The sequence below is a fragment of the Diaphorobacter caeni genome (assembly GCF_015354245.1).
GTDB classification, from domain to species: Bacteria; Pseudomonadota; Gammaproteobacteria; order Burkholderiales; family Burkholderiaceae_C; genus Diaphorobacter_A; species Diaphorobacter_A caeni.
The window spans coordinates 13,485-39,981 of the sequence record NZ_JADKYZ010000014.1 but is presented as its reverse complement, the minus strand read 5'-3'; the positions used below and the strand labels follow the sequence as shown (position 1 = coordinate 39,981).

At 63.4% G+C, this 26,497-nt stretch carries 26 protein-coding genes; 10 read left to right on the top strand and 16 right to left on the bottom strand.

All coding sequences use genetic code 11. From position 1 onward, the window contains the following. Nucleotides 1-2: 2 nt before the first annotated feature. Nucleotides 3-950, top strand: a complete 948-nt coding sequence (locus tag ISG32_RS25790; RefSeq protein ID WP_194773878.1) for an NAD-dependent epimerase/dehydratase family protein — start codon at nucleotides 3-5, stop codon at nucleotides 948-950. A gap of 18 nt (nucleotides 951-968) precedes the next feature. On the opposite strand, the gene ISG32_RS25785 is transcribed toward ISG32_RS25790, so the two are convergent. From ISG32_RS25785 to ISG32_RS25775, 3 genes are all read right to left on the bottom strand, one after another. Then, complete coding sequence (locus ISG32_RS25785; protein ID WP_194773877.1) at nucleotides 969-1,673, bottom strand: DUF4124 domain-containing protein; 705 nt, start codon at nucleotides 1,671-1,673, stop codon at nucleotides 969-971. 64 nt (nucleotides 1,674-1,737) lie between these two features. After that, nucleotides 1,738-2,430 carry a hypothetical protein gene (locus ISG32_RS25780; protein ID WP_194773876.1) on the bottom strand — a complete coding sequence of 231 codons (693 nt, stop codon included), beginning with the start codon at nucleotides 2,428-2,430 and terminating at the stop codon, nucleotides 1,738-1,740. A 195-nt stretch (nucleotides 2,431-2,625) separates the two neighbouring features. Then, on the bottom strand, nucleotides 2,626-3,564 hold the full coding sequence (locus ISG32_RS25775; protein WP_194773875.1) for a LysR family transcriptional regulator: 939 nt from the start codon (nucleotides 3,562-3,564) through the stop codon (nucleotides 2,626-2,628). Between the two features lie 122 nt (nucleotides 3,565-3,686). Between ISG32_RS25775 and ISG32_RS25770 the strand changes: the two genes are divergently transcribed. The 3 genes from ISG32_RS25770 (at nucleotide 3,687) to ISG32_RS25760 (ending at nucleotide 6,241) form a co-directional block, all read left to right on the top strand. Continuing rightward, nucleotides 3,687-4,346 carry an NAD(P)-dependent oxidoreductase gene (locus ISG32_RS25770; RefSeq protein ID WP_194773874.1) on the top strand — a complete coding sequence of 220 codons (660 nt, stop codon included), beginning with the start codon at nucleotides 3,687-3,689 and terminating at the stop codon, nucleotides 4,344-4,346. Between the two features lie 91 nt (nucleotides 4,347-4,437). Beyond that, complete coding sequence (locus tag ISG32_RS25765) at nucleotides 4,438-4,827, top strand: VOC family protein (protein ID WP_194773873.1); 390 nt, start codon at nucleotides 4,438-4,440, stop codon at nucleotides 4,825-4,827. 166 nt (nucleotides 4,828-4,993) lie between these two features. After that, on the top strand, nucleotides 4,994-6,241 hold the full coding sequence (locus ISG32_RS25760) for a sugar transporter (RefSeq protein ID WP_194773872.1): 1,248 nt from the start codon (nucleotides 4,994-4,996) through the stop codon (nucleotides 6,239-6,241). Nucleotides 6,242-6,271: 30 nt separating this feature from the next. Here the strand turns inward: ISG32_RS25760 and ISG32_RS25755 are convergent, their stop codons facing one another. The 4 genes from ISG32_RS25755 to ISG32_RS25740 all read right to left on the bottom strand — a co-directional run bounded on the left by ISG32_RS25755 (nucleotide 6,272) and on the right by ISG32_RS25740 (nucleotide 12,214). Beyond that, on the bottom strand, nucleotides 6,272-8,023 hold the full coding sequence (locus ISG32_RS25755; protein ID WP_194773871.1) for a hypothetical protein: 1,752 nt from the start codon (nucleotides 8,021-8,023) through the stop codon (nucleotides 6,272-6,274). Nucleotides 8,024-8,405: 382 nt separating this feature from the next. Then, nucleotides 8,406-9,404 carry a tripartite tricarboxylate transporter substrate binding protein BugE gene (locus ISG32_RS25750; RefSeq protein WP_194773870.1) on the bottom strand — a complete coding sequence of 333 codons (999 nt, stop codon included), beginning with the start codon at nucleotides 9,402-9,404 and terminating at the stop codon, nucleotides 8,406-8,408. A gap of 134 nt (nucleotides 9,405-9,538) precedes the next feature. Next, nucleotides 9,539-10,789 carry a CaiB/BaiF CoA transferase family protein gene (locus ISG32_RS25745; RefSeq protein WP_194773869.1) on the bottom strand — a complete coding sequence of 417 codons (1,251 nt, stop codon included), beginning with the start codon at nucleotides 10,787-10,789 and terminating at the stop codon, nucleotides 9,539-9,541. 228 nt (nucleotides 10,790-11,017) lie between these two features. After that, nucleotides 11,018-12,214, bottom strand: coding sequence for an acyl-CoA dehydrogenase (locus ISG32_RS25740; RefSeq protein ID WP_194773868.1), 1,197 nt, complete (start codon nucleotides 12,212-12,214; stop codon nucleotides 11,018-11,020). Between the two features lie 168 nt (nucleotides 12,215-12,382). On the opposite strand from ISG32_RS25740, the gene ISG32_RS25735 reads away from it, so the two are divergent. From ISG32_RS25735 to ISG32_RS25725, 3 genes are all read left to right on the top strand, one after another. After that, entirely contained in the window at nucleotides 12,383-13,318 is a 936-nt protein-coding gene (locus tag ISG32_RS25735; protein WP_194773867.1) for a LysR family transcriptional regulator, read from the top strand. A gap of 157 nt (nucleotides 13,319-13,475) precedes the next feature. Next, nucleotides 13,476-13,700 (top strand): hypothetical protein, encoded by a 225-nt coding sequence (locus ISG32_RS25730; protein WP_194773866.1) that lies wholly within the window; start codon nucleotides 13,476-13,478, stop codon nucleotides 13,698-13,700. A gap of 162 nt (nucleotides 13,701-13,862) precedes the next feature. Next, nucleotides 13,863-14,771 (top strand): LysR substrate-binding domain-containing protein, encoded by a 909-nt coding sequence (locus ISG32_RS25725; protein ID WP_194773865.1) that lies wholly within the window; start codon nucleotides 13,863-13,865, stop codon nucleotides 14,769-14,771. 31 nt (nucleotides 14,772-14,802) lie between these two features. Here ISG32_RS25725 and ISG32_RS25720 read toward each other — a convergent pair whose 3' ends face one another. After that, complete coding sequence (locus ISG32_RS25720; protein WP_194773864.1) at nucleotides 14,803-16,080, bottom strand: NAD(P)/FAD-dependent oxidoreductase; 1,278 nt, start codon at nucleotides 16,078-16,080, stop codon at nucleotides 14,803-14,805. Between the two features lie 247 nt (nucleotides 16,081-16,327). Between ISG32_RS25720 and ISG32_RS25715 the strand changes: the two genes are divergently transcribed. Further along, entirely contained in the window at nucleotides 16,328-17,317 is a 990-nt protein-coding gene (locus ISG32_RS25715) for a tripartite tricarboxylate transporter substrate-binding protein (protein WP_228530119.1), read from the top strand. Here the strand turns inward: ISG32_RS25715 and ISG32_RS27805 are convergent. Beyond that, complete coding sequence (locus tag ISG32_RS27805) at nucleotides 17,289-17,510, bottom strand: CoA transferase (RefSeq protein WP_194773914.1); 222 nt, start codon at nucleotides 17,508-17,510, stop codon at nucleotides 17,289-17,291. The two genes, ISG32_RS25715 and ISG32_RS27805, sit on opposite strands and share 29 nt — an antisense overlap. Before the next feature lie 300 nt (nucleotides 17,511-17,810). Here ISG32_RS27805 and ISG32_RS25705 point away from each other — a divergent pair, with 300 nt between their 5' ends. Further along, nucleotides 17,811-18,080: a hypothetical protein gene (locus ISG32_RS25705; protein ID WP_194773862.1), complete on the top strand. Its 270-nt coding sequence runs from the start codon at nucleotides 17,811-17,813 to the stop codon at nucleotides 18,078-18,080. 387 nt (nucleotides 18,081-18,467) lie between these two features. Further along, nucleotides 18,468-21,593: an Ig-like domain-containing protein gene (locus ISG32_RS25700; protein WP_194773861.1), complete on the top strand. Its 3,126-nt coding sequence runs from the start codon at nucleotides 18,468-18,470 to the stop codon at nucleotides 21,591-21,593. On the opposite strand, the gene bluB is transcribed toward ISG32_RS25700, so the two are convergent. The 7 genes from bluB to ISG32_RS25665 all read right to left on the bottom strand — a co-directional run bounded on the left by bluB (nucleotide 21,575) and on the right by ISG32_RS25665 (nucleotide 26,407). Continuing rightward, complete coding sequence (bluB, locus tag ISG32_RS25695; protein WP_194773860.1) at nucleotides 21,575-22,324, bottom strand: 5,6-dimethylbenzimidazole synthase; 750 nt, start codon at nucleotides 22,322-22,324, stop codon at nucleotides 21,575-21,577. The two genes, ISG32_RS25700 and bluB, sit on opposite strands and share 19 nt — an antisense overlap. Nucleotides 22,325-22,995: 671 nt before the next feature. Further along, nucleotides 22,996-23,625 (bottom strand): hypothetical protein, encoded by a 630-nt coding sequence (locus ISG32_RS25690; RefSeq protein WP_194773859.1) that lies wholly within the window; start codon nucleotides 23,623-23,625, stop codon nucleotides 22,996-22,998. A 24-nt stretch (nucleotides 23,626-23,649) separates the two neighbouring features. Further along, nucleotides 23,650-23,871 (bottom strand): hypothetical protein, encoded by a 222-nt coding sequence (locus ISG32_RS25685; protein WP_194773858.1) that lies wholly within the window; start codon nucleotides 23,869-23,871, stop codon nucleotides 23,650-23,652. Then, nucleotides 23,868-24,377, bottom strand: coding sequence for a hypothetical protein (locus ISG32_RS25680; RefSeq protein ID WP_194773857.1), 510 nt, complete (start codon nucleotides 24,375-24,377; stop codon nucleotides 23,868-23,870). Before ISG32_RS25680 ends, ISG32_RS25685 begins: the two co-directional genes overlap by 4 nt. After that, the gene (locus ISG32_RS25675) at nucleotides 24,377-24,655 is read right to left on the bottom strand and encodes a hypothetical protein (protein ID WP_194773856.1); all 279 of its coding nucleotides are present in this window, start codon (nucleotides 24,653-24,655) and stop codon (nucleotides 24,377-24,379) included. The genes ISG32_RS25680 and ISG32_RS25675 overlap by 1 nt, the downstream gene beginning before the upstream one ends. Nucleotides 24,656-25,362: 707 nt before the next feature. Further along, a complete protein-coding gene (locus tag ISG32_RS25670) occupies nucleotides 25,363-25,593 on the bottom strand; it encodes a hypothetical protein (protein ID WP_194773855.1) in 231 nt (76 codons plus the stop codon). Nucleotides 25,594-25,750: 157 nt separating this feature from the next. Continuing rightward, entirely contained in the window at nucleotides 25,751-26,407 is a 657-nt protein-coding gene (locus ISG32_RS25665; protein WP_194773854.1) for a hypothetical protein, read from the bottom strand. Nucleotides 26,408-26,497: the final 90 nt, after the last annotated feature.

Sequence of the window (26,497 nt, the reverse complement as noted above, 5' to 3'; positions counted from 1 at the left end):
TTTTGCCCTCAAACCAAAGTCCCTTAGGAGCGCTCCCGGCACGCTTTCGCCGGATGCGGGTGTTGGTCATCGGCTGCGGCGACGTGGGAATGCGCGCTGCGCGGCAATTGAAATCGTCGCGGGTTTCACTGTCTGCCCTGACGACCTCGGCGGAGCGCTCTCCCGCCTTGCGCGCGGCCGGCGTGAGGCCGCTTCTGGGCAATCTGGACGACAAGGCCACGCTGTCACGGCTGGCGGGCGTCTTTCAGCGCGTGCTGTATCTCGCGCCGCCGCCCGGAGAGGGTGAAACCGGGCCGCAGTGGTGGCGTGACGTGCGCAGCGAGAATCTGGGCCGCGCGCTGCGCCTGCGGGCCTTGCCCGATGCGCTGGTCTATGCGTCGACGACGGGCGTGTACGGCGACTGCGAGGGCGTCTGGGTGAACGAGACTCGCACGGTGGCGCCGGCCACTCCGCGCGCGCACCGACGGGTGAACGCCGAGCGGGCCATGCGCCACTTGGGCCGCTCCGGCGTGCGGGTGAGCATTCTGCGCGTGCCCGGCATCTACGGGCTGGACCGGCCAAGCGGCACGCCCGTGGCGCGGCTGCAGCGCGGCACGCCGGTGCTCAAGGAGCGGGACGACGTCTACACCAACCACATTCAGGCGGACGATCTGGCGGCGGCCTGTCTTGCGGCCCTGTGGCGCGGCAAGGCGCAGCGGGTCTACAACGTGCGGGACGAGACCGACATGAAGATGGGCGACTATTTCGACATGGCTGCCGATCTGTTCGGCCTGCCCCGCCCGCCGCGCGTGGCGCGGGATGCCGCGCGCGACCAGTTGCCGGTCACGCTGCTGAGCTTCATGAGCGAGTCGCGGCGCCTGGAAGCCCGGCGCATGCACGACGAGCTGCGCGTGCGCCTGCGCTATCCCACCGTCGTGCAGGGGCTGCGCGGAGATCCCGCTCGGCGCTGATCGGCAGATGAGGGGATGTCAGCGGGGGTAGACGTTGCCCTTGGCGTCCGTGCAGCGAAAGACGTTGCAGTTGGTGAACACCGGCGGCTTGGGCTCGGGCTGAGGGCGCACGGGCGGGCGCACCACATGCGGCGGACGCACCACGTAGGGATAGGTCTGGTAGTAGCCGTTGCCGGGGGCCGGGGCGTATTGCGCATCGCGCTGGGTGCGCACCCATTCGTCGGGCGTGAGGCAGGCGCGCTCGGCGTTGCGCTGGGCTTCGGAGAGTCGGGCGGACTCATCGTACATGCCCTGACCCATGCTGGCCTGCACTTCTTCAAGATTGCGGCGGGCCTGCGCGCAGGCCTGTGAATTGGCCGGGTTGTTCGACGCTGCGGACTGCGAGCGGTCGCGGCTTTCCTGTTCGCTGCGCTGCAGTTCGGCGTTGTTCTGGCGCCGCTTGGCGTCCTGCTGCTGGCGCTCCTGCACGCGCTCGCGGGCTTGCGCCGCCTGCTCGCGTTCGGCGCGGATCTCGTCGGGCGACTTGCGGGCTTCGATTTCCTGGGCACTGTTGCCGCTCGCGCATTTGCCGTCGGTGTAGCTGACCTTGCCGGTGACCGGGTCGGTGCAGCGGATGACCTGCGCCTGCACCGCCATCGCGCACAGCAGCGGCAACGCGCAGATCCACAGCCGGCCAGGCAGGCGGCCTGATGTGGATCGGTGCGTGCGGCGATCAATGCTCATGTGGATTCCACGGCGGTTGGAGATGGGGCAGGGCGCGCGGGCCTCGCCACCATTCTCGTCACAATCAGTTGCCTTGGCTATTGCCTGTGCCCCAAGGGTTCTTGTTTTTCTGCTGCGCGGCTTCGCGTTGCTGGCGCTGGCGCTCGAAGATTTCGGCGCGCTCGCGGTTCACGCGTGGGTCAGGGCTGTTGAGCTGGCGGTTTTCCTGCTGGCGAAGAATGCGCTCGCTGCGGTTGAAGTCGCGCTGGCCTTCGGGATTGTTGTTGGGCGTGTATCCGCCTGCGCCGCCGGGGTAGGGGCGATTGTTGTTGTTATTGTTGTTGCTCCAGTTGCGGTTGCGTTCGGCTTCGCGACGATCGTTTTCGCGGCGGCGCTCCGCTTCGCGCAGATCCTGATCGCGGCGGCGATCGGCCTCGCGGCGATCGTTGTCACGGCGACGGTCGGCCTCGCGGCGGTCATTGTCGCGGCGGCGTTCCCATTCGCGGCGGCGGTCGGAGTCGCGCGAGCGCCAGTCGTCCTGGCTGCGGATGTAGATCGCGCCGCTGATGCCGGGATTGTTGGGGTAGTAGCCGCCGTCGTAGTAATAGCCGGGGCCCTGCCAGACCGGATAGCTGGAGTAGGTCGTGGTGGCGTAGCCACCCCCGTAGCCGCCCTGGTAGCCGCCTTGATAGTAGGGATCATCCATGGCGACGCAGCCCGCCAGCGCGGCGGTCAGGGTGCCAACGGTGAAGAGCTTGGTGAGAGTGGTGCTGAACATTGTCTGTTCCCCTTGTTTCAATGCTGTCTCGGTGGGCCGGGCCACAGCGTATGAGTGGTGGCGCCGGTGTTCGACAACGGTGCCGCGATGCGTGTAAGACGTTTGTACTTCCATTTTCGTTGACCCCTGCGGAATTCTTTGTCAGGTTTTGCCATTTCTTCATAGTTGAATCAGAACGTAGCTTCCGGCAGTCCTTCAACGATTGTGAAAAACACCGGGTACGTCATTCAGATACTGGCTCAGGTGCGCGAGCGCGAGGCGCACCTTGGCGGGCTGCATGTTGCGCTGCGCGGTGACGGCCCAGATCGGCAGTCCGCCCGCGCGGCCGAAGTCCCAGTGCCTGCAGAGCCGCACCAGCCGACCGGCGGAGAGGGCATCCTGCACGTCCATGCTGCCCAGCAGCGCGATGCCGAGCCCCGCCTCGCACATCTGCAGCAGGGCGAGCTGGTTGTTGCTGGCGATGCGCGGCGCCAAGGGCAGCACATGTTCGTCGACAGCGCGGGAGCCGGGCCTTGGTGACGGAATGCGCACCTGCAGCCCCTGGAACTCGATGGAGGCCGGAAGTCCCAGCCAGCTGGCGGTGAGCAAATCCTGCAGCGATGCGGGCTCGCCATGGGCCTCGATCCACTGCGGCGACGCGCAAGGCCACCAGTGCATCGCTCCCAGCGGACGCGCCACCCATTGCGAATCGGGCAGATTGCCGTAGCGGATGGCGAGATCGATGCGCGCAGAGGTCAGATCGATCTGCGCGTCGTCCACCAGAAGCTGCATGCGCAGTTGCGGATAGGCGGCGAGCAGTGGCCCGAGCGCGGGCGCGATGTGGCGCGCGAAGCCCACGGTCGAGGAGATGCGCAGCTCGCCGCTGGGCTTCTGCAGCTCGGCCTGCAGTTCGGCGCGCGCGTTCGATGCCGCGTCGACCATGCGCGCGCATTCGGCATAGAAGCGCTGACCGGCGTCGGTGAGCGTCAACTGGCGCGTCGTGCGGTGCATCAGCGTCACGCCGCCATCGCGCTCGAGCTGGCGCACCTGCTGGCTCACGGCCGACGGCGTCATCCCGAGCGTGCGCGCGGCGGCGCTCATCGAGCCCTGCTGCACCACGGTGGCGAAAATCGCCATGCGTTTGAAGTCGTCCATGGGAGTGATTATGAAGCAGTGCTTCAAAGTGATGGCGAAATCTGCTGACTTATCAGCTGGTTCGGAAGTACCTAAAGTGGAGTCCTGAACCAGACAACGTATTGAACGAAAAGGACACGAACATGAAAGTCGCATTGATTGGAGCCACCGGTTTCGTAGGCGCAGCACTGCTGGACGAGCTGCTGCAACGCGGTCACGAGGTGACGGCGCTTGCGCGTCATCCCGAAAAGCTCGCCGCGCGCGACCGCCTCAAGGTGGTGCGCGCCGATGTGCTCAAGGCCGAAGACGTCGAGGCAGCCCTGAACGGTGTGGGTGGCGTGGACGCGGTGGTCAGCGCCTACAACGCCGGTTGGACGAACCCGAACATCTACAACGATTTCATGACCGGCTCGCGCGCCATTCTTGCAGGCACGAAGGCGGCGGGCGTGGGACGCTATCTGGTCGTCGGCGGTGCCGGCAGCCTCTACATCAACGGCCAGCAACTGGTGGATTCACCCGATTTCCCCGCAGCGATCAAGCCGGGAGCCACCGCGGCGCGCGACATGCTGACGGAGCTGCAGGGCGAAACCACCCTCGACTGGACCCTGCTGAGCCCGCCGATTGCCCTGCATCTGGGCGATCGCGGCGAGCGCACCGGCCAGTACCGCGTCGGCAAGGACGAGCCGCTGATGCAGCCCGACGGCGCGCCCGGCACGATCTCGGCGGCCGATCTGGCCGTGGCGCTGGTGGATGCGCTGGAGCAGGGCACGCACCGGCGCGAGCGCTTCACGGTTGCGTACTGAGTTTCCTTCACCGATTCCGTGGACAGGATCGATCATGTCGGACATACTCAAATGACTGGGTTTCCATCCAGCCATTCAAGAGGGGTACTTCATGATCGATCACACCGGCGTCATGGTCTCGGACTTCGCCAAATCCATTGCGTTCTATGAAAAGGCGCTTGCGCCGCTCGGCTACGCCAAGCTGATGGCGGTGTCCGCCGCAGAGACCGGGCATACCGATACGGCGGGATTTGGCGAGCCGCCCAAGCCTGACTTCTGGATCAGCCGTGGCACGCCCAATCAGCCCATCGTCCATGTCGCGTTCCGGGCGCGCTCCCGTGCGGTGGTCGACGCCTTCTACAAGGCGGCCATCGCGGCCGGTGGGCGAGACAACGGCGCGCCGGGCGTGCGGCCTCACTATCACCCGAGCTATTATGGCGCCTTTGTGCTCGACCCGGACGGCCACAACATCGAAGCCGTCTGCCACGATCCGCAAGGCTGACCGGCGTTGGTGCACAGTTGACTATTCCTGCCAAGTGACGGCCCTGTGACCCCATAGGGTCTCGGGGCCATAGGGGCGGGGCTCTGAGCGCCACATGAAATGCGCGGACAATTTCACTTGTTGCGCCGCAGCATTTTCTGTGCGCGCGTGAGTCTGCCTTTTCTCCATGTCCGCTTTCGATACCACTTCTTCTCCCGACAACTTTTCTTCCGCACCCTCTGCGGTGCAGGACTCGCGCACGCCCGCACAGGCCTGGATGAGCGTCATCGCCCTGGCGCTGGCCGCGTTCGTTTTCAACACCACCGAGTTCGTGCCGGTCGGTCTGCTCAGCGACATCGGCGGCAGCTTCGGCATGCGCACCGAGCAGATCGGGCTGATGCTCACCATCTACGCGTGGGTCGTGGCGCTGGTGTCGCTGCCCGCCATGCTGGCGACCAGCCAGCTTGAGCGTCGGCGTCTGCTGATGGGCGTGTTCGTGCTGTTCATCGTGAGCCATGTGCTGTCGGCGTTTGCATGGAGTTACGTGACGCTGCTGGTCAGCCGCATCGGCATCGCGGTCGCGCATGCGGTGTTCTGGTCGATCACGGCGGCGCTGGCAGTGCGTGTCGCGCCTGCGGGCAAGAAGGCGCAGGCGCTGGGCCTGCTTGCCACGGGCACGACGCTGGCGATGGTGCTCGGCATTCCGCTCGGCCGCATCGTCGGCGAGGCGCTGGGCTGGCGCACGACGTTCGGCGCCATCGGCTTTGTCGCCTTGGTGGTGATGCTCACGCTGTGGCGCCTGTTGCCGTCACTGCCCAGCGAAAACGCGGGCTCGGCCAGCAGCATTCCGATGCTGCTCAAGCGCCCCGCTCTGGTCGCCACCTACGCGCTGCTGATCGTGATGGTGACGGCGCAGTTCACCGTCTACAGCTATATCGAACCGCTGATCCAGCATGTGGCGGGCTTGAGCAACGATGTGACCACCTGGGTGCTGCTGCTGTACGGCGGCATGGGCATCGTGGGCAGCGTGTGCTTCAGCGCCTTCGGCATGCGCTGGCCGCGCGCCTTTTTGCTGCTCGCCATCGCTCTGGTGACGTCCTGCCTGTGGCTGCTGCTGCCAAGCACGCATTCGCAACTGGCGCTCTACGTCGTGTGCTCGGTCTGGGGCGTGGCGATGCTCTGCATGGTGCTGCCGCTGCAGGCCAAGGTGCTGCGCCTGGCGTCCGACGCCACGGACGTCGGCATGTCGCTGTTCTCGGGACTGTTCAACGTCGGCATCGGCGCGGGCGCGCTGCTCGGCAGTCAGGTGGGAACGCATGCCGGGTTGCAGCATCTGGGAACGGTGGGCGGCAGCCTGGCCGTCATCGGACTGCTCTGGTGCGCGTTCGCCACCTGGAAGTGGGCCGGTACCTTCTCGCCCGCACCGCAGAATTGACAGGTCGGGAGCCGCCAGTCAAGTCGTTTTCTAGCGGACCGGATGTCCGCGCATCCTCGACCAACCCAGCACCGCGAGCAGACCGCTCAGCAGTGCAAGCGCCCATGCATGGAGCGCGGTGACCGGCGTGGCCGCCTGAGTCACCGGCTGCCCGACCACCGCGAAACTTCCGGTGGCCGAGGCCCCGTTGGCCGTTGCCGTGACGGTGTAGCTGCCCGGTGGCAGCGGCGCCGAGGTGGCGCCGTAGGAACCATCGGGCTGAATGGGCACGACGAACGGGCCGTAGGTCTGCGAGGAGGCGGGGTTGGTGATGATCACGCTCACCGTCGTGGCGGTGCCGGGGTGGGTCACCTGGCCGGTGATGTTCGGACTCTGCGTGGGGTCGAGCGTGGGCGGCGGCGTGACCGTGATGCCGGTGACCGGTGCTGCGTTGACGGTGAAATTGCCGGTGACCTGCAGGTCGGCCGCCCCGGCGATGGCCGCCACCGCCGTGTAGCTGCCTGCGGGCAGCAGGGCCGTGTTCACGCTGTAGCTGCCGTCGGGCTGGATGGCGGCCGGATAGGGGCCAAAGCTCTGCAGCGTGTCGGTGTTCGTCACCGTCACGTTCACGGTGGTGGCGCTGCCGTGATAGAGGATCTGGCCGGAGATGGTGGCCGGCGTGGCGGTGTCGACATTGGCGGGCGGCGCCATCGTGAGGCCCGCGACGAAGAACTCGCCAATCTCGGAGATGGCCACCCGCCCCGGCCTGACGGGATCCGTGATCGGAATGGTCATCAGGGCCTGCGTCAGGTAGTGGCCCGCCGGCAGGTTGGGCGCATTCGCGTAGGTGTAGGTTCCGGTGATGGGATCGATGGTGGCTACATAGGGGCCGCTCAGTTGCGACGTGTCGACGTTCTGAACATAGACATCCACCGTGGTGGCCGTGCCCCAATTGGTGACGGTGCCTGCATACGAGATGGCCGAATTCGACGTCAGCATGCCGCCGGGTGGAACAGGCGGAAGGGGCGGGCTGGCGGTGGGTGGAGGCGTGCAATCCGAAATCTGGGCTCGCCCAAGGCGCAGGGCCGTGATGCTCGGGTTGCCGATGGGCGAGAGGTAAAGAGGGGGATTGGCGGGGTCGCCGATGTTCAGAATGGCGATGACGATTTCGTTCAACCCGGCCTGGAAGTTGGCGGTGGGCGGCAGCAGGGACAGGCTCGCGATGGTGGCGGTGAGGGAACTCGGATCGCTCGTGGTCTGGATCAGCGTGCCGTTGAGGTAGATGCCCTTGACGCGGTCATCAAACGCGTAGTCGCCGAACGTCATGCCGAACTGCGCGGGATCTGCCTGCGGGTCCATGTTGAACTGGTAGAGATAGTAGTACATGACGTTGGGGTTCACGTTCGGCTTGTCGCTCCCGTTGAGTCCCACCATCCAGGGTGCGAGCGTCGTGCCGCCCAAGGCGATCCAGCCGCTTTCAAACGAGGGAATGGCGGGCGGCGCGTTGTAGCCGTAGGGGCTGGCCGCAGTGAGCACGCCGGTGCTCAGATCGCCGCCGGAGTCGTCGAACTCGGTGCCTGCGGACCAGTTCATCTGGTTGTTGGTGGGGTAGGTGGTGGTACCGTCGTTGAAGCCAGCCGCGTAGGTGTTGACCACGTCCCAGACTTGACTGCGGTGAATCACCGAAGGCGTAGTGCTGGCATCGTTGCAGGTCAGTACGGGCTGGGCTGCGGCGGTGAACGCAATGCACCAGAGAAGCGGTGCGGCAAGCAGTCCGCGAAAGGACCGTGGTGGAAGATGCATGATGGCTCCACGAAAACCTGCGTCCTCGCCTCTCTGCATTTTTGAATGCGACGCTCATCGGAATCGCCGTCATTCAACTCCCTGAATTCGATGGGAATTTCTGTGTATGAGTATGTGTTTATTCTAGGGAGGGGTCGTGTGTGGATGCGTGATTTTGGCAAATATCATGGCGTTCAATGATCCATTGCTCTCGGGCTCTATGGGCGCTTCGGGGCTGATATTCACTTGACCACCCCCTGAGCGGAAGAGCGTTGATTCGGCCTCCCTGGCAGTCATGCAATGAACATCGACCGATGATTTGATATTCGCGCGCCACAACGAAAGACCCCGGCACGACAGTCACGTCGTGCCGGGGTCTTCGGGTGATGGGGTGGTCAGCGGATCACTGGCTGTCCATCGTCAGCTTCTGCTTGACGACCACGTCCTTGTAGACCGTGTACTCCTCCTTCATCTGCTTGGCGAATTCTTCGGGTGTGCCGGCCATGACGATGGAGCCGGTTTCCTCGATGCGCTTGCGGATGGCGGGGTCCTGCATGACCTTGCGGGTGGCCGCGTTGATCTTGTCGACGATGGGGCGCGGCAGGTTCTTGGGGCCGACGATGCCGTAGTAGGCCATGCGGTTGACCGGCTCCAGACCGAGCTCCTTGAACGTGGGCACGTCAGGCATGGCGGGCACGCGCTGGGGAGCGGCCACGACGATGGCGGTCAGGCGCTTTTCCTTGATGAAGGGGAAGGCCGAGGGCAGGTTGTCGAAGATCACCGGCACCTGTCCGGCGACCGCGTCGTTGAGGGCCGGTCCGCTGCCGCGATAGGGCACGTGGGCGATGTCGAGACCGGTGGAGAGCTTGTACATCTCCATCATCAGATGCGTGATGCTGCCGTTGCCGGGCGAGGCATACGAGTACTTGCCGGGGTTCTTCTTGAGCTCTTCGACAAAGCCCTTGTAGTTGTTGAAGGGCTGCTTGGGATTGGCAGCGATCACGTTGGGCGTGGCGGCGATGTTGATGATGGGGGTGAAGTCGGTCGCGACGTTGTACGGAATCTTGGGGTTGATCGCCGGATTGGTCGCGGTGGTGGAGACCGTGGCGATGCCGAGGTTGTAGCCGTCCGGCGCGGCGCGTGCGGTCTCGGCCGCCCCGATGCTGCCGCCACCGCCGCCCTTGTTGTCGACGACGACCGGATGGCCGAGCTCGCGCCCGAGCGGCTCGGCGACGATACGCGCGATCAGGTCGGTCGTGCCGCCGGCCGCGAAGGGCACGAGCAGCTTGATGGGCTTGGTGGGGTAGTTGTCCTGCGCCTGCACGGCCGTGGTGCAGAACGCGCCCAATGCGGCAAAGGTGCCCCAAGTGCCAAGAGCCAGAAGGTTGCGGCGGATCGTCATGATGGGTTTGTCTCCATTGTGTGGATGGGCGGGGTGTCGGAGGGCTGGCGTGTGATTGGCCATTCTCCGGGGTGGATGGGCGCAGCGCTGCAGGTGAATTCCCCGCGGTTGATATGGCGCAGCATTGCGACGGGTCAAACGATTTTTTCGGTTTTCAGGCGCGTGATGTCCGCGTCGGTCAGGCCCATTTCCCGCAGCACCTCATCGGTGTGCTGGCCGAGCGAGGGCGGCGCGTTGCGGTAGGTGATCGGCGTGCCCGACATGCGGATCGGGTTGGTCACGCCGGGCACGGTGCTCACGCCATCGGGCGCGGCAGTGGTTCCATTCCCCCAGCGCGGCAGGTCAATGCGCAGGCCGCGCGCCTTCACCTGCGGGTCGTCGAAGGCTTCGGCCAGCGTGTTGATCGGCCCACAGGGAACGGCCTTGTCCTCGAACAGCGTGACCCATTCGGCGGTGGTGCGCGTCATCATCACGGGCTTCATCAGCTCGAGCAGCGCGGCACGATGCTTGACGCGATTGGAGTTGCTCGCGAAGCGCTCGTCCGCCGACCACTCGGGATGATTCACCGCTGCACAGAAACGCGCGAACTGGCCGTCGTTGCCGATGGCAAGCAGCACGTTGCCGTCGGCGGACGGGAAGTCCTGATACGGCGCGAGGCTGGGGTGCAGATTGCCTGCCCGCGTGGGCGCCTTGCCGCTCGCGAGATAGCCAGAGGCCTGGTTGCACTGGATCGCCATCGCCACGTCGAGCAGCGCCATGTCGATGTGCTGGCCTTCGCCGCTCACGTTGCGCGCATGCAGCGCGGCCTGCACCGCGTTGGCGGCATAGAGACCGGTGAACACGTCGATCACCGCCACGCCCACTTTGAGCGGGCCGCCGCCGGGCTCGCCGTCGGCATGGCCGGTGATGCTCATGAGGCCGCTCATGGCCTGCACCATCAGGTCGTATCCGGCGCGCTCGGCATACGGGCCGGTCTGGCCGAAGCCGGTGACGGAGCAATAGATGAGGCGCGGATTGACGCTCTTGAGGCTGTCGTAGTCGAGGCCGTATTGCTTGAGACCGCCGACCTTGAAGTTCTCGACCAGCACGTCGGCCTCCGCCGCCATTTGTCGAATCAGGCGCTGGCCCTCGGGCGTCGCCATGTCGATGGTGATGGAGCGCTTGTTGCGGTTGCAGGAGGTGTAGTAACTGGCCTGCTGCGTGGTTTCGCCGTCGTCGTCGCGAAGAAAGGGAGGACCCCAGTGGCGGGTGTCGTCGCCGGCCACCGGGCGTTCGACCTTGATGACGTCTGCCCCCAGATCGGCCAGCATCTGGGTGCACCAAGGGCCCGCCAGAACTCTGGAAAGGTCCAACACTTTGATTCCTGAGAGTGCGCTGCGGGTCATTGTTTTTTGGTTTTTTCTTCACGAAGCCTTGTCGGCTTCGAAGGTCGAGTCGTTTGGGGGCGCCAAGACAGCCCCCTCATGCGTCGTTGCGAAGCCTTGCCGTACAGAAGTACTGTCTGCGGCTTCGACGCCTGGCCTGAGGGGCTGTCTTGGCGTTGGAGGGGGTGATCAAGGCGCCGCTTCCGCTGCGAAGCGCAGTGGCGCTTCGCGCGGAGCGGGCAGGCCGCTTTAGTTGGCGAAGGCTGCGAGGCCTGTCTGTGCGCGGCCGAGGATCAGGGCGTGCACGTCGTGCGTGCCTTCGTAGGTGTTGACCACTTCGAGGTTCACCAGATGGCGGGCGACGCCGAATTCGTCGCTGATGCCGTTGCCGCCCATCATGTCGCGGGCCAGGCGTGCGATGTCGAGGGCCTTGCCGCAGTTGTTGCGCTTGATGAGCGAGGTGCCTTCGACCGAGGCGATGCCTTCGTCCTTCATGCGACCGAAGCGCAGCGCGGCTTGCAGGCCGAGAGCGATTTCGGTCTGCATGTCGGCCAGCTTCTTCTGGATGAGCTGGTTGGCGGCGAGGGGGCGGCCGAACTGCTTGCGGTCCATGGTGTATTGGCGCGCGGTGTGCCAGCAGAATTCCGCCGCGCCCATGGCGCCCCAGGCGATGCCGTAGCGGGCGCTGTTCAGGCAGGTGAACGGGCCCTTCAGACCTTGCACTTCGGGGAAGGCGTTTTCTTCGGGAACGAACACGTCGTCCATCACGATCTCGCCGGTGATCGATGCGCGCAGACCCACCTTGCCGTGGATCGCCGGAGCGGAGAGGCCCTTCATGCCCTTGTCCAGAATGAAGCCGCGGATCGGGCCGACGGCGCCGCCTTCGCTGACTTCCTTGGCCCAGACGACGAACACGTCGGCGATGGGGCTGTTGGTGATCCACATCTTGCTGCCCTTGAGCTTGTAGCCGCCTGCGGTCTTGTAGGCGCGGGTGGCCATGCTGCCGGGGTCGGAGCCATGGTCCGGTTCGGTCAGGCCGAAGCAGCCGATGTATTCGCCGCTGGCGAGCTTGGGCAGGTATTTCTGCTTCTGCGCTTCAGTGCCGAATTCGTTGATCGGCACCATCACCAGCGAGCTCTGCACGCTGGCCATCGAGCGGTAGCCCGAGTCGACGCGCTCGACTTCACGGGCGATCAGGCCGTAGGCCACGTAGTTCAGGCCGGGGCCGCCGTATTGCTCGGGGATGGTGGGGCCGAGCAGGCCGAGCTCGCCCATCTCGCGGAAGATGGAGACGTCGGTCTTTTCATGGCGGAACTGTTCGAGCACGCGCGGCGCCAGCTTGTCCTGGCAGTAGGCGGCGGCCGCGTCACGGATGGCGCGTTCGTCATCGGTGAGCTGCTGTTCGATCAGAAAAGGGTCGTCCCATTGAAAGCGTGCGTTGGCCATGGTGCTGTCTCCTGTGTGAGAGGGTGAGTGAGGGTAAGCCCTAGTCATGAATGCGTGCATCGCATGGCTTGGGGAATGAGTGAATGTTATTCCCGTCAATACAGGTAGCGCAAGCGAGTTGTTTTCATCCAGAAATGCGCTTTACGCATACATGAATAGAATGGGCCGATGCGCAGACACCTTCCCTCCACCCAGGCGCTGGCCTGTTTTGAAGCAGCGGCCCGGCATGAAAGCTACACGCGCGCAGCGCAGGAACTGGCGCTTACGCAGAGCGCCGTCTCGCGCCAGATTCTTGCGCTCGAGGACCAGTTGCGGGTGCAGCTTTTTCGGCGCACGCGCCACGGCGTCACGCTGACCGAGGCCGGGCGGCACTACAGCAAGCAGGTGGCGCGCTGGCTGCAGGGGCTGGAGCGCGACACGCTCGACGTGATGGCGCATCAGGGCCACGGCGGTTCGTTGTCGCTGGCTGCGGTGCCGACATTCGCCACGCGCTGGTTGATTCCGCGCCTGCCGCTCCTTGTGAGGGAGCAGCCCGACATCGTCGTGCACATTGAAACGCGCACGCGGCCGTTTCTGTTTTCAGACACGGGCTTCGACGCCGCGCTCTATGCGGGCACCGAGGATCAGGTCGCCAACTGGCCCGGCGTGCAGGTGCAGTTGCTCATGCAGGAAGACGTTGTGCCGGTCTGCAGCCCGCGCCTGCTTGAGCAGGCCGCGCCGCGCGGGCGAGGGCGCGCGCACCAGCCGGTGAGTCCTGCGAAGCTCGCGCAGATGCCGCTGCTGCAGCAGAGCACGCGGCCCTACGGGTGGCAGCAGTGGTTTCACGCGATGGAGGTGGACGCGCCGCGCGCGCTGGACGGGCCGCGCTATGAACTGTTCTCAATGATCGCCGTGGCGGCCACCATGGGGCTGGGCGTGGCGCTGATGCCGCCGATGCTGATTGAGGCCGAGATGGAGCGTGGCGATCTCGTCATCGCCTGCCCGCGTCCGCTGCGTGGCGAGCGTGCCTACTACCTCGTGACGCCCGCGCAGCCCGCAGCGCCGGTGCTCATCGCGTTCAGCGACTGGCTCGGGCGCATGGCGGGAGATCGGGACTTACCCTGATGATTGACCCAAGGCAAAGGTCTAAGCTCATTGGCGACGGCCTCCTTGGAAGCTCCAGACCGTCCGTTGTAGGAGAACTTCCCTTGTCGCTTCGCGCCCGGAACCGCTCCAGAACACTCCGGTCGAACCCACACAAGCGACACAAAGGAGTACTGCCATGGCATCGGAAGCCGTCTATCACGCCACCGTCTTCGAGCCCACCGTCGATGAGCTCACCATGCTCAAGCGCCTGGAAATGGGCGAGCTGGTCAGCCTCACGGACGCCATCAAGAAGCACCTCTCGGGCCGATTGCTGGAATGGGGCATGGTCGGCAAGACCTTTGAAGGCAACTTCATGATCACCGATCTGGGCAGGCAGCAGGTCAAGCGCAGCACTCCTTGAGATCGCGGGCACTGTCCGAGGAGGCCGGCGGCATTTGCGCCGGCGTGTCGGAACGCCGGGAGCGCGGAGTGGAACGAAAATTGCTGTACAAACGCAGACCTCGTTTCTCCAACTTTCGCCACGCTGCCACATCGTCATGCGCGAGGCGCCACTACTCATGCCATGGCTCGACAACTCGGCTTTCGCCACATTGAAACCATTCACGCCATCGTGCTGACCGGCTCGGTCACGGGGGCGGCCACGCGGCTGCATGTCACCCAACCGGCGATCAGCAACGTGCTGCGCGACGCGGAGGACCGCCTCGGGCTCGCGCTGTTCGAGCGCCGGGGCGGGCGCTTGATTCCCACCGCCCATGCGGAGGCGTTGTTCGCAGAAATCGAGCGCTCCTTCGTGGGGCTGGAGTCGATCAACTCGTTCGCCGCACGGCTGAACAACGACCAGCACCGCGCCCTGTCCGTGGCCTGCACGCCGGCGTTCGGCGCGTCGGTTCTTCCGCGTGTCACTGCCGAGTATTCCAAGCGCGCGCAGAAGACCCTGTTCTACGTGCACTCGCGCGTGGCCCACCATGTGGCGGCGCAGGTCAGTTCGGGCAAGTGCGATCTGGGATTCGGGCTTGAGGTGCCACCGGTGCCGGGCGTGGAATGCGAAGTCATCGGCGAGCTGCCGATCATGTGCTATTTGCCAAGAGGCCATAAGCTTGCGAGCAAGAAATGGATTCTTCCCGAACATCTTCTCAATGAGCCGATGATTTCCCTGAGCAGCGTCGAAGGTGTGGACGTGCTGGCCAAGGCCGCATTTCAGGGCTGCGAGCGCATGCCCGAATCGGTGATCGAATGCCCGGCCGCGATTCTGGCGTGCTCGATGGTGGCGGCCGGTCTGGGCTTTGTGCTCTTTGATGCGCTGCCATCGCTGATCTGCGATCCGGCGCGTCTGGTGGTGCGGCCATTTCGCTCACCGAGCCGACTGCGCTACTGCGCTTACCGGCTCAAGAGCAAGAACGTGAATCCCGAAATCGAACAGCTCATCGGGCTGGCGCGCGCGGAGTTGGCGAGCGTTTCAGGAAGCGATTAAGAAAGCAGCAAAAGTTGGAATGCGCGATGGCTCATTCAAACCGGCTCAAACCATACTCCGCCGCATTCAGACCGGATGCCTTGCCCGTCACCAACTGCGCGATCAACTCGCCGGTCATCGGCGCGCCCGTCATGCCGGTGTGGCCATGACCGCAGGCGAGATACAGCCCCGGATGCACTGACGGTGCATCGATCACCGGCACGCTGTCGGGCGTGGAAGGCCGAAGCCCGAACCAGCTGCGTGCGCCCTCGGTGTTGATCGTGGGGAAGAGCTCGCGCGCGGTGTTCAGAATCGATGCGATGCGGCGCGGCTGCGGCGCATGGCGCAGCCCCGCAATTTCCACCGTGCCGGCGAAACGCAGCCCTGTCTGCATCGGCGTGACCGCCACCGCCTTGTCCTTGTAGATGAAGGGCTGGAGCACCGTGACGCCGGGGTTGGGCAGTTCAACGTGGTAGCCGCGTTCGAATTCCAGTGGAACGCGAATGCCGAGCGGTCGCACCAGCTCCGCTGAATGGGCCCCCGTCGCGACGACGATTCGAGGTGTCGTGACATCGCCCGAGTTCGTCCAAAGGCGAAAGCCCTCATCCAATGCGTCGATCTTCTGCACGCTGCGGATCTGCAGCTCTCCACCGCGTTCCACAAAGCAATCCAGCAGTGCGTGGGTCAAGGCCTGGGGGCTGACGGTGTTGGCATGCTCCGTGAAGCAGATCCCCGCTTGGATGCGTTCGGTGATCTCGGGCATGCGGGCACGCAAGGTCTGCTGGTCGAGTGGCGTCGTGGGCACCTGATGCTGTCGACGCAATTCGGAGACCAGATGATCGGCGAGGCTGGGCTTGCCCGGCTGCGACCAGATGTGAAGCTGTCCGCGCCGCTGGATCAGCGCATCGAAGCGCTCGTCGCCCAGCAGCTCCTGGTAGCGTGACAGCGCGGGCGAATGCAGCGCGTTGAGCGCTGCGCTGGCTCGCGTGACTCTGGCGGTGGAGGAGGCGCGCAGCCATTGCAACACCCACGGCAGCGCCTTCAGCGCATAGGCGGGACGCAGCGCAAGCGGCCCATCCGGGTCGAGCAGCCAGCGCGGAACCTGCCAGAGCATGCCGGGCAGCGAGATCGGAATGCAGCTGCCTGTGCTGATCAGCCCCGCGTTGCCGAACGATGCGCCGCTGCCCGCGCCGGTCGCGTCGAACAGAGCGACTTTTAGGCCCGCGCGCTGCAGCGACAGGGCGGTGCACAGCCCGACGATGCCCGCACCGATCACGGTGATGTCGGGGGCTTTTGAATGTGGAAGGCTGGGCGTTGCGGAGCGAGACATGGGGTCGGAGCATCTGGAATACGTGGGCCCATCTTGCCCACTGCCGGAGGGCGGCGCCAATTCGATTTGCTGATAGGCTATTTCCAAACATGATTCGACATTCCTGAACCCATTGCAGATGATCGACTTGCAGTTTTCTTTTCATCAGCGCCAGTGTCATCGCCAGCGAGAACACGTGCACTCACTTCCCATTCGTCCGGGCGTTTGCTGCCCGCACCGGACCACAGCCCAAGTCATGGAGTCATCAATGTCCGATCAGCCCTTTCATCTGAACCGTCGTCAGGCCATCACGTACGGCGCGGCGGCGCTGGCAGCCACGCAGGCGCCGTTCGCGCAGGCGTCCAACGTGCCGGTGCGATTCATCGTGCCGTTTCCGGCGGGCGGCGCGGCCGACGTCATGGGGCGCGTGATCGTCGATGCGCTCAAGGATGAATTCACGCAGCCGGTGATCGTGGACAACCGTCCCGGCGCGAGCACCCGCGTGGCCGCCGAGACGCTGAAGAACGCTGCGCCCGATGGCAATACGGTGCTGATGACGCTGATGGACACCATGGTCATCGCGCCGCTGGTCTACAACAATCTGCGCTACAACCCGGACAAGGATTTCACGCCCATCACCTCGGTGGCCGAACTTACCTACGGCATCGCGGTCAACGCGAGCTCGCCCTACAAGACGCTGGCCGACTACGTGAAGGCGGCCAAGGCGGACAGGCAGGTGGCGGCCGTCGGCGTGTCGGGGCTCGGGTCGGTGCTGCACTTCGTGGCCTACGACTTCACGCGTCAGTCGGGTGCGGACATGTCGATCATCCCGTTCCAGGGCGGGCCGGTGATGGTCACCAATCTCATGGGCAACCAGATCGGATCCGCCGTCGATGGCATCGGCGTGTTTGTCGAACACCATCGCAACAAGAAGCTGCGCATTCTGGCGGTATCGAGCAAGCAGCGCGTGAGCCAACTGCCCGACGTGCCCACGTTCACGGAGAGCGGCTACCCCTCGCTCGTGGTCGAATCCGGCTACTCGCTTTATGCGCCCGCGAACACGCCCGCCAACCATGTCAACCGCTGGAACGCAGCCATCCGCAAGGTACTGGCGCGCCCCGAAGTGCGCCAGAAGATCGAAACCATCGGCTATGTACCGCTTGCTGGCACGACGCCCGAAGAAGTGACCCAGCTGCGCCAGCGACTCAATGCGCACTGGGCCCCCATCGTCAAGGCGACGGGATACAAGAGCGACTGAGGTGACTCAGCGGTAATGCATCGAGTGCGCCAGCGCCTTGCAGCCCCATCTTGCGATGCGCCGTGCCGGTGCGGAAGTTCTCGACCGGCGCGTCGCTTTGTGCCAGAAGCCCGAAAAACAGCGTCTGGCCTTCGGGCAGGCGGATGTCGAGCGAGAAGCCTTTCTTTCCGCGATTCGTGTCCTTCCAGAACAGCGCAGTTTTGGTGTCACCGGCGCGAGGCCCAGCGAAGCGGGCCTGCGCTGGAGTGGATGGAAGAGGTGTTCATAGGGCTTCTAGTGTCGACATGCGACCTGCAGTGGGCAACCCATGTTTTGATATGTGATCCAGCCAATCATGGCAATGGATTGTGGTTCAGGCGCGAGCGGGTGCCATGGTGATGGATGCGAGCGATTGAGCGTGCGCCATGAAGCGACAAGGGCTTTGGGTATTTATTGTTGTCATGGGTAACATTTGGTTAACATGTTCATCCCACTCGTCACGCTGGGAGAGGACATGACCGTTTTCCTTGTCACCTACGAACTGGTGTCGGAAGCGAATCGCGCCGCGATCGTGAAGGTCCTGCACGAGTTTCCGAGCTGGTCCCGGCTCTCCCACAACGTGTATGCGGTGTCGACGCCGCTCGAAGCCGATCAGATCTACGCTTTCCTCTGCCCGGTGCTGGATTTCTATGACCGGGTGTACATCGTCGCGGTGCAGCGGCCCTTCGCCGGGCTGGGCGTGGACCGGGTCAACCGATGGCTGGATGGGCATCTGCCGATGTAATGCGCAGACAAAAAAAGAAGCCGCACTGAGGCGGCTTTGAGACCTGAGAGCCTTGGGCTCTCTGGCTAGCATTCGTGTTGAACGGAAACCAATTCTTTTATTTTGTAATAAGTGACCGGTATTGATCAGTTCTGATGGATTCGATCATACACGATGTTTTGACCAGTGTCATGCACGCTTGATCGGCAGGGCGTGCCTGGATGATGTGGTGCTGGAGCCACGCAATGTCAATTGAGCCTCTGCAGATGGCGAAGGCCATCGAAGAAGTTGTTGAATAACTAAGAAGCGCATACCATTGATAGAAATACACATCTTCTAACAATCATGCCGCTGCTACAGCCTTTCGCTCGCACGCTCCCCTCCGCCGCCGTGGCGATGCTTTGTTCCATGGGCTCCGCGATGGCGGCGGTCCCGACCTGCCCGGGCACGCTGGTGCGCCTGATCGACGAGAACGGCAACTACCAGCTCAAGACAACTGATTTCGACTCCTTTGCAGATCCGGAGGGTGGCGGCTTTGCCGGATTTCTGTATACGACACTGGCTGTCAATGCCAAGGGCGCCTTGCTCGTCAATGGCGTGGACTACGACCCGAACCGTTTCGTCACGGCAGGCGAAATTGCGTCGGGGCAAGTCGTCTGGAGGCCCAATACGGATCTCAACGGTCTCATGGCGTTTGACTTTCGAGCGGTGGCGACTCCGCTGTCGTCCGGCAACCCTGACCCGGCCCACACATCCGCCACGTGCCAGTTCAACTTTGATGTGGCGGCGGTCAACAGCGCGCCGACCATTCAACAAGATCTCATCACCAACGGCAACTTCGTCCAGCAGGGGCAGGGATGGAACATGTCCGGCAACGTGCAGTACATCGGTGTGTACAACGGGCTGGGTTACAACGCAGGCGATCTGACGCCCAATGGAGTGGCATGGCAGGGCACGACGACGGTGCCTGGCGAGCGCTATACCTTGAGCGCGTCGACATCCGCTGGCGGTCGGGGGGATGCGGGGCAGTTTCTGCGAGTTTCGGCCATTGACGTGGCGACGGGAAATCCCATTGCGCTTTTTCAAGGGGGCGCCCCCGTCAGCGAATGGAAGCTCGATCAGTACGCCTCGAACGCGCAGGTCAGCTTCACCGCTCCGGGCGCTGCCACGCGCATCGTGATTGCGGATGCCAGCACGACAACCAACAGTACCGACATTGCGCTCAACAGAATCAGCATGCAGGGTCTTGGATTTTCGGTGCGCTCCACGATGATGGACACCAGCTTTGCCTGGGCTGTAGCCAGCGGCACGCAAATCACGGTTGGCGATGTGGATGGAGAATCGGGCAGCGAGTCGCTCACGATCTCCGTCAGCCACGGCACGCTCACGGCGGGTGCCCAGACCGGCGCCAGCCTCGTGATCACCGGGACCACTGCCGAGATCAACGACAAGATCAAGGCGCTGACCTATGCGCCCGCGCCGGGCTATGTCGGCAGCGATACGCTGGTGATGGCGCTCAACGACAACGGCAACACCGGAAAGGGTGGTGCACTCACCGCCAACGGGCAGATAGCGATCACGGTCCTGCCGGTCAACAAGGTGCCCACACTGACCGTGGCTTCGGTAACGGGCACGGAAGACGTGACTCTCGCGTTGAATGCGTTGGCGACATTGGCTGACGACAGCGCCAACGTGACCTTGGTGGTGAGCATCCCGACTGGTCTGGCGGGAGGCGGAGTGTTGCAGGTGTCGACGCCCGGTGCCGCTACGGTGACGGGTGATGGAACCAGCCGCGTGACTTTGGTCGGCGCACCTGTCGACGTGTCGGCGGCGCTCGCTTCGATGGTGTACGTGCCCTTGCCGGACTTCAATACGCCGGTCGCCACGCCTGTCCCGGTCACGGTGACTCTGCATGATGATGGATTGGCGAGCGGGGTTCAGCGCAAGGACGCGCCAGCGTTGAGTGGAGGGATCGGAGCGCAGCCTCCCATGGATTGGAGAACCAGAACTGGCAAACCCGCCATCGTGGACGCCTTCGGCACCACGCCCGATGGCGCCATGACCAATCTGAGCGGGGCGCCTGACGTGAGCACGACCATGTTGCTGCTCACGCATCGCTACATCAATGGTTATCCCACGATGGACGCGGTCGAAACCACGCTGACAGGCCTGGTGCCGGGGCAAACTTATACCGTTCCGCTGCAGTGGCAGCAGGTGACTGTGGGAAGCAACTCCGGTGGCTCCTTGCTCGTCACGGTGGATGGTCAGTTGTTCACGCTTCAGTCCAGCGGGGTGAGCGACGACTGGCAGCGTGGCGACGTGACCTTTGTGGCCACCGATTCGATGACGGCCCTGTCGATGGTGGCCAGCGCCACCGGAGCGGTGGTGGTGGCCAGTGTGGGCAGCATGGAACTCAGCGCTCCGATCCGCAGCACGTCGCTCACGATCGCTGCGGTGCAGGATACGGTGGATGACAGCATCACCACCCCTTTCGGCAAAGCGGCAGGTTTCAATGTGCTGACCGGTGACGGCGGGGCCGCTGCCGACAGTTTCGAAGATCCGCAGCGCACGCTCACGGCACTCGGCGCGCCTGCGCACGGCACGGTTTCCATGCAGTCCGATGGTTCGGTCGTCTACACGCCGGCCGTGGGCTTTGATGGAAGCGACAGCTTCAGCTACACGGTGTTGAGTCCGCAGTCGGGCATCTCTGAAAGCGGACAGATCACCGTCTTGGTGCAGGCCTATGCGCCCCCGGCGTTGAGCGGCCCGCTCAGTTTGTCGACGAATGAAGACACGCCGCTGCCCGTTACCGGCCTGCGGCTGGGCGGCGGCTCGTTCGACCAGATCACCGCGACCGCGACGGTGACGAACGGCACGTTGACTGCAGGCGCATCCAAGTCATCCGCCAAAGCCACCCCTGCCAAGGCCGCCACGGTGGGTGGCAGCGGCAGCGCCTCCGTCACGCTGAGCGGCACGGTTGCCGATGTGCAGGCGGCGCTTGCGGCGCTGGTGTTCCAGCCCACGGCCGATTACAACGGCAGCGCGCTGTTGAGCGTCAGCGCCAGCGACGGAACGCAAGCCGTGCCGCACCAGGTCTCCATCACCGTCGTGCCGGTGCAGGACATCGCCAACGATGCTGCCGCCGCGAGCAGGAACACGAGCACGACCATTGCGGTGATGGCGAACGACAGCTTCTCCAACCCGGATCGCGCCATCACCGCCATCGACTCCAGGCCGCTGGTGGTGGGAGCGCCGGTAACGGTCAGCCAAGGCAGCGTCGCTTTGCTCTCGGGCGGGCAACTGGAGTTCACGCCCGCCAAGGACTACACCGGCTCAACCAGCTTCACCTACACCGTCACCTCGGGAGGTGTGCAGGAGACGGCAACGGTCAGCATCAAGGTCACGGCGGCGGCGCCGTCCGCCGCGCAGCCGGTGCCGCTGGGTGGTGCCGGATGGGCCGCAGCGCTGAGTACGCTGCTGGTCACGGGGATGGGCGTGCTGCGCGGGCGCCGTCGTCAGTCGCGCGGGAGTTGATCGGGCGGCGCGGCTGCGTCCGACTCGGCTTCCAGACGGCTCTCCTGCGCCCAGACGTTGTCCATCAGCATCTGCTGCAGCGGCGCGCGGGTGGCCCATTTTTCCTGCTCCAACATGGGACGCGCATAGAACTCGGTGACCGGTCCGAGGCACAGCACGGCGAGCGGATGGGCACCCGCAGGCATCTGCAGCAGCTGCGCCAGAGCGGCGGGATCGAACAGCGACACCCAGCCCATCCCCAGATTCTCGGCACGCGCGGCGAGCCAGAGGTTCTGGATGGCGCAGGCGGTGCTGGCGATGTCCATCTCGGGCAGGGTGCGGCGGCCAAAGATGTGGGCTTCGCGGCCGGGCGGCAGGGCCACGACCAGCACCTCGGCCGCATCGAGCACGCCCTGCACCTTGAGCTTCATGAAATCATTCTTGCGCTCGCCCAGTGCCTCGGCGGTGCGCCCGCGCTCCTGCTCGACAAGCGCGTGAATGCCCTCGCGCAGTGCGCCGCTCGTCACGCGGATGAAGCGCCACGGCTGCATGAATCCCACGCTGGGCCCGTGGTGCGCGGCGCGCAGCAGGCGCAGCAGCACCTCGTCGGACACGCTGCCGCCGCTGAAATGGCGCATGTCGCGCCGCTCGTGGATGGCGCGGTAGACGGCGGCGCGCTCGGCGTCGCTGAAGCTCTGGGTGGAGGCGGCTGGGGTGGGCGTCTTGGCGTCGGGCCGGTGGGGCGCTTGCATGCGGTGGTGCCTTTACCTTCGGCGCCCGGGGCGCAGTGGCGATGCATCACCGGCGGGGCGGGCACTGCGGGTTTGGCGCCAACAAAAAAGCCTGCGCCTCATGTTCAAGGTGCAGGCTTGCTGGAAGCGGTCTCACAAAACAGCGATGATGCGGTGGTGCCCGAGGCCGGAATCGAAAGCAAGCGCTGACGCGGGGTTTCAGGCGTTGTGGGAAATTTGTGCGGGCTTGCCTGCGAAGAATTTTCGCACAGCACTCTCGCTCCAGCGGGGTTTACGTACACCAGAGCCCGGAACGGGCGCTGGAAATCCTGGTTGCTTGACCACCACATCACGTACATGGTGTCTGCTGAGCTTGATCATAGCCGTAATGTCGTCCAGCGTTAGCAAGTTCATCATTTTTCATCTCTCCCAATATCGCCCCATGAGGGGCGGGGTGGTCAATCAAATTTCTTGTGTTCGCCACAGACCGTGCAACGGCAGTAGTAGCGAGTCCACTTGTCGCCGAGATCTGATGTGCAAATTCTCCGATCTATGGTTTCCCATGTGTGCATGTGCCAGACGCCAGTGAGCAAGAATTTCAGTATTCTGAGCATCTCAATCTCCAAATAAAAAGCCCGCTCAATCGGCGGGCAGTGGTTCGTCTTGTTCGCGGAATCGTTTGCTGATGGTGGTTATGAGCCAGCCTCCACGATTCCGGATCGCTTCTCGTGGTCGCGCAGGGCTTTGGTCAGCATCTTCACTGCTTGGCGGACATACGCCGGGACGCGGTTGATCTCGTCAGCCTTGGCTTGCACAAGCTCACTCGCGCGTTCTGGTGTTGTCAGCCCTGCAGCTACCATCTCGGAAGCTCCTTGCAGATACCCGGCCTGCATGTGCTCATCGAGCATGTACTCGCCGCGCAGTGTTCGCCAGTGGCCGTTGGAGTTGCGATAGCCGAGCAGGATGGTCTTATCCTTCGGCGCACTCTCAATCGGCATCCACCCTTGCGGCACCGATGGGGCAGCGCCTTCACAATGATCCATGAAGGCCTCGAGCCATGCGGTGGCATTCGACTGCGATTCGAAGAACAGGCTTACCTGTGCGCCAGTTTGAATGCCGGATTTGTACCCCTCTGGCAGCATGCAACCCAGAGCTTGCAACCCTGCGCGCTCAGTTGCAAGCAGGGCGCGTACTGTCTGCTCTGTGTGCAGCTTGACGCATTCCTCGCACGCTACATCTCCGGACTCGCTGTGTTTGAAGAACTCGGATTCGTCATATGTCGCGCCTTCATGCCAGTATCCAAACGGCTCCGGCAACACCACATCAGCGGCTTTGGTCTTGGTCTGTCATGTGGGCTCCTTTGATGATGTGTCGATGTTCGCGCGGCACCATGGGCAATAGTCCAGTGGCGCTGACTGCTTACCCTTGCGGATCGCAACACGTTCGCGGCGGGCGTTTGTTTCATGGTTGCGCATGGCCTGAACTTCGATGAACCCCAGCGATGAAGCCTTCGATGCCGCAGAGCACAAGGTGATTTCGCCCTTTGATATCTTGCATTTGTCTGTCATGTGGGGTCTCCAATGCCATTTGCGAGTCGTTCAATCTCGCGAGCGAAAGACAGTGAGTGCTCTGGCCGAACCTCTTGGCATATCCATCGTGTGCCCGGCTCCATATCGCACATATGCGCATAGTCTGCGTTTGTCTCGTGGATCAGGGCATGAGCCTTTCCGGGCAAGGTGCGCTTTGCTGCTTCGAATATCTCCTCATCACTCAAAGCAGGGCGGGAGGCTGCCGGGTGCGCATAGAGGTATCGGACTTCATAGCCATCGGCGGCGTATCGAGGATCGGCCTGCACCATGCGCACATGCTCGACTGCGCACCATCCCCACTTCTTCTCGTTCGCAAAGCGGCATTGCCCGGATACCGGATCGGCATCTGCGAACGCGGCCTTGAGCTGCTGGTTCTCGGCTTCGAGCTGGGCGATGCGTGTACGGAGTCTGGCGGCTTCTTGAATCATGCTGCGAATCGCCATTTGCAACGATTCTGGTTGCTCGGGTTGTGACTGTGCTGTCATCAGTTGTGCCCCTCGATGGTGTATCCCTGCAAGCCTTGCAATGGGGTGGGCTGAACGCCTTGCGGGCAGATGGCGATATTGGCTTCCAGCCCATCGAGGCTGGCTGTTGCGCCACTCAGGTTCAGCCCGGGTTGGAGGCCGAGAAATTGAAACGGCTTGCCACAATCGATGCAGCGCACGCCGACCTCAAGCATGAAGCGCCCGCTATCCTCAAGACGCGCAACGCGGCATTGCGCATCGAACTGCATATGCTTGCAGGGTTGTGTCTGTGCTGTCATTGCTCATCCTTTCAATGCTGATGCTGAGATCTGCACACGCAGAGCCAGAGACGGTTCATTGGTCAGATCACGAAGCAGGGCCTGTGTGAGAGCAACAAGTCTTGCGAGATCTGTTGCTGTTGGACTACGCGTTGCGACAACGCGAGCCAATTCAAGGTACTCACGACGCAAGACAACAGGGTTCTGTGGAATCGTGTGTGTCATTTCAGTAGTTTTCTGAAGTCAAATGAGGCATCACTGCTTGTTGTGAATGGGCTGCGCACCGTGGCAATCGAGAGGCTCAGGACTCGCTTCTTCATGGGCCTTCTCCTCGCCCAGGGTGAGCAGTCGTAGCGCTCCATCCGATGCATACAGTTCCAAAGAACATGAGAGCAGCGGGAAGTAGTGATGCGCGATCGTTGAGACCCAGCAATTGAGCGAAGAGAAAGATCACCAACCCGACAAGCAGTGCCGGTGCAAGGATGAAAAGCAATCGAATCATTTTTCTTCCTTGGTTCTGATCGGGTAGTCCTCGATCGTTGGTGTGCCGTGGGAGCACGGTTGACGGTACTCAGGCCATTTGTGATCAGGATGCATGGATAGCCAGATGTAGCTGCAGCAGATCTCGATCCAGTGCAGCTCCCATCGACCTCCGTACCAGCGGCGATACCACTGGAAACGCTGACCGAGGAAATGCTCAAACCAGAATGACTGAAAGAACTTTCGGATCACGATGGCTCCTTTGATTGGGATGCGCGGCGAGTGATGTAGCGCTGAAGCGGTAGTGGGTAGTTTTCAAACGCCGCCAAGAACTGAGTCGCGTCGCGGCCCTGCCGAGACGCGTTCATGAACACGGGTTTTGTGAACATCCATGTGTTGCGCCAAAACTCATCGCTCGGCGGCAGCGCAAGCAACATGGAAAATATTGCGGTGGGGTGAGCATTGGTTTTTCTGCTCATGGCTTCGCTCCCTGTGCTGCCCGCTGAGCAACAAAAATTAGAACGCCGGGGCGAGCATCAAAGACTTTGATTCCATCTTCCCCGGTCGTGCCGCAATGGCGTCTAGCGAGATAGCGAAGGACGAACAAGGGGAGGATTTCAGTCCAAGCGTGAAGCATCACACCCCTCCATCCTGCTGTGCTGCCATAGCAGCGTCGATAGCGGCGTCAAGTCCTCGTCGCTTCGCTGGGGGAAGGTTTATCGATTCGGGATCGTCTCCGATTTGCACGTCACGCAACCATCGATACCGCTTTGCATCCAGCGCATCCGCAGGGGATGCCTGTGCGATGTGCATCTTCGCTACTTCGTTTGCAAAGATTGCGCACATCAGGCCGAAGTCCCTGCCGCTGTGGGCGGCCGCCCAGAGGCGCAGTGCTGTAGTGACTGCTACGCGGGCATCGCCGCCATGCAGTAGAGTCAGGTTCCGGTCGAACCTATTCCGCTCGCCGGCGTCTTCGGGCAACATTTCCCAGTCGATCAAGTCAGCCACCGGCTCCACCGCAGCGGGTGCCTGTGCTCGGGCTGCGCGGTCTGCGTCAACGTAGGCGCGCATCTGGTCGGCGGAGAAGCGCGGAACGGTTTTGCCATCAATGTCGTCGTAAACCGTGTGGAAACGCGCGGGCAGCGGCGGATATTCAGCAGGCTCAGCAGGCTCAGCAGAGCGAAGACGCTCCAGTGCCTCAATCGCGATCTTGCGCATGTTCGCGGCTGGCATGTCATCCTGCTCAGCCACCGGATATTCAGCGATGGTGCGCAGTGCTTGAATGTGATCCATATCCCCTCCGGGCAAAAGAAAACCGCCTCGCGGGCGGCTTGTGTATAGAGAATCGAGAAATCTATGCAGGTCGTGGGTGACGTGTATAGA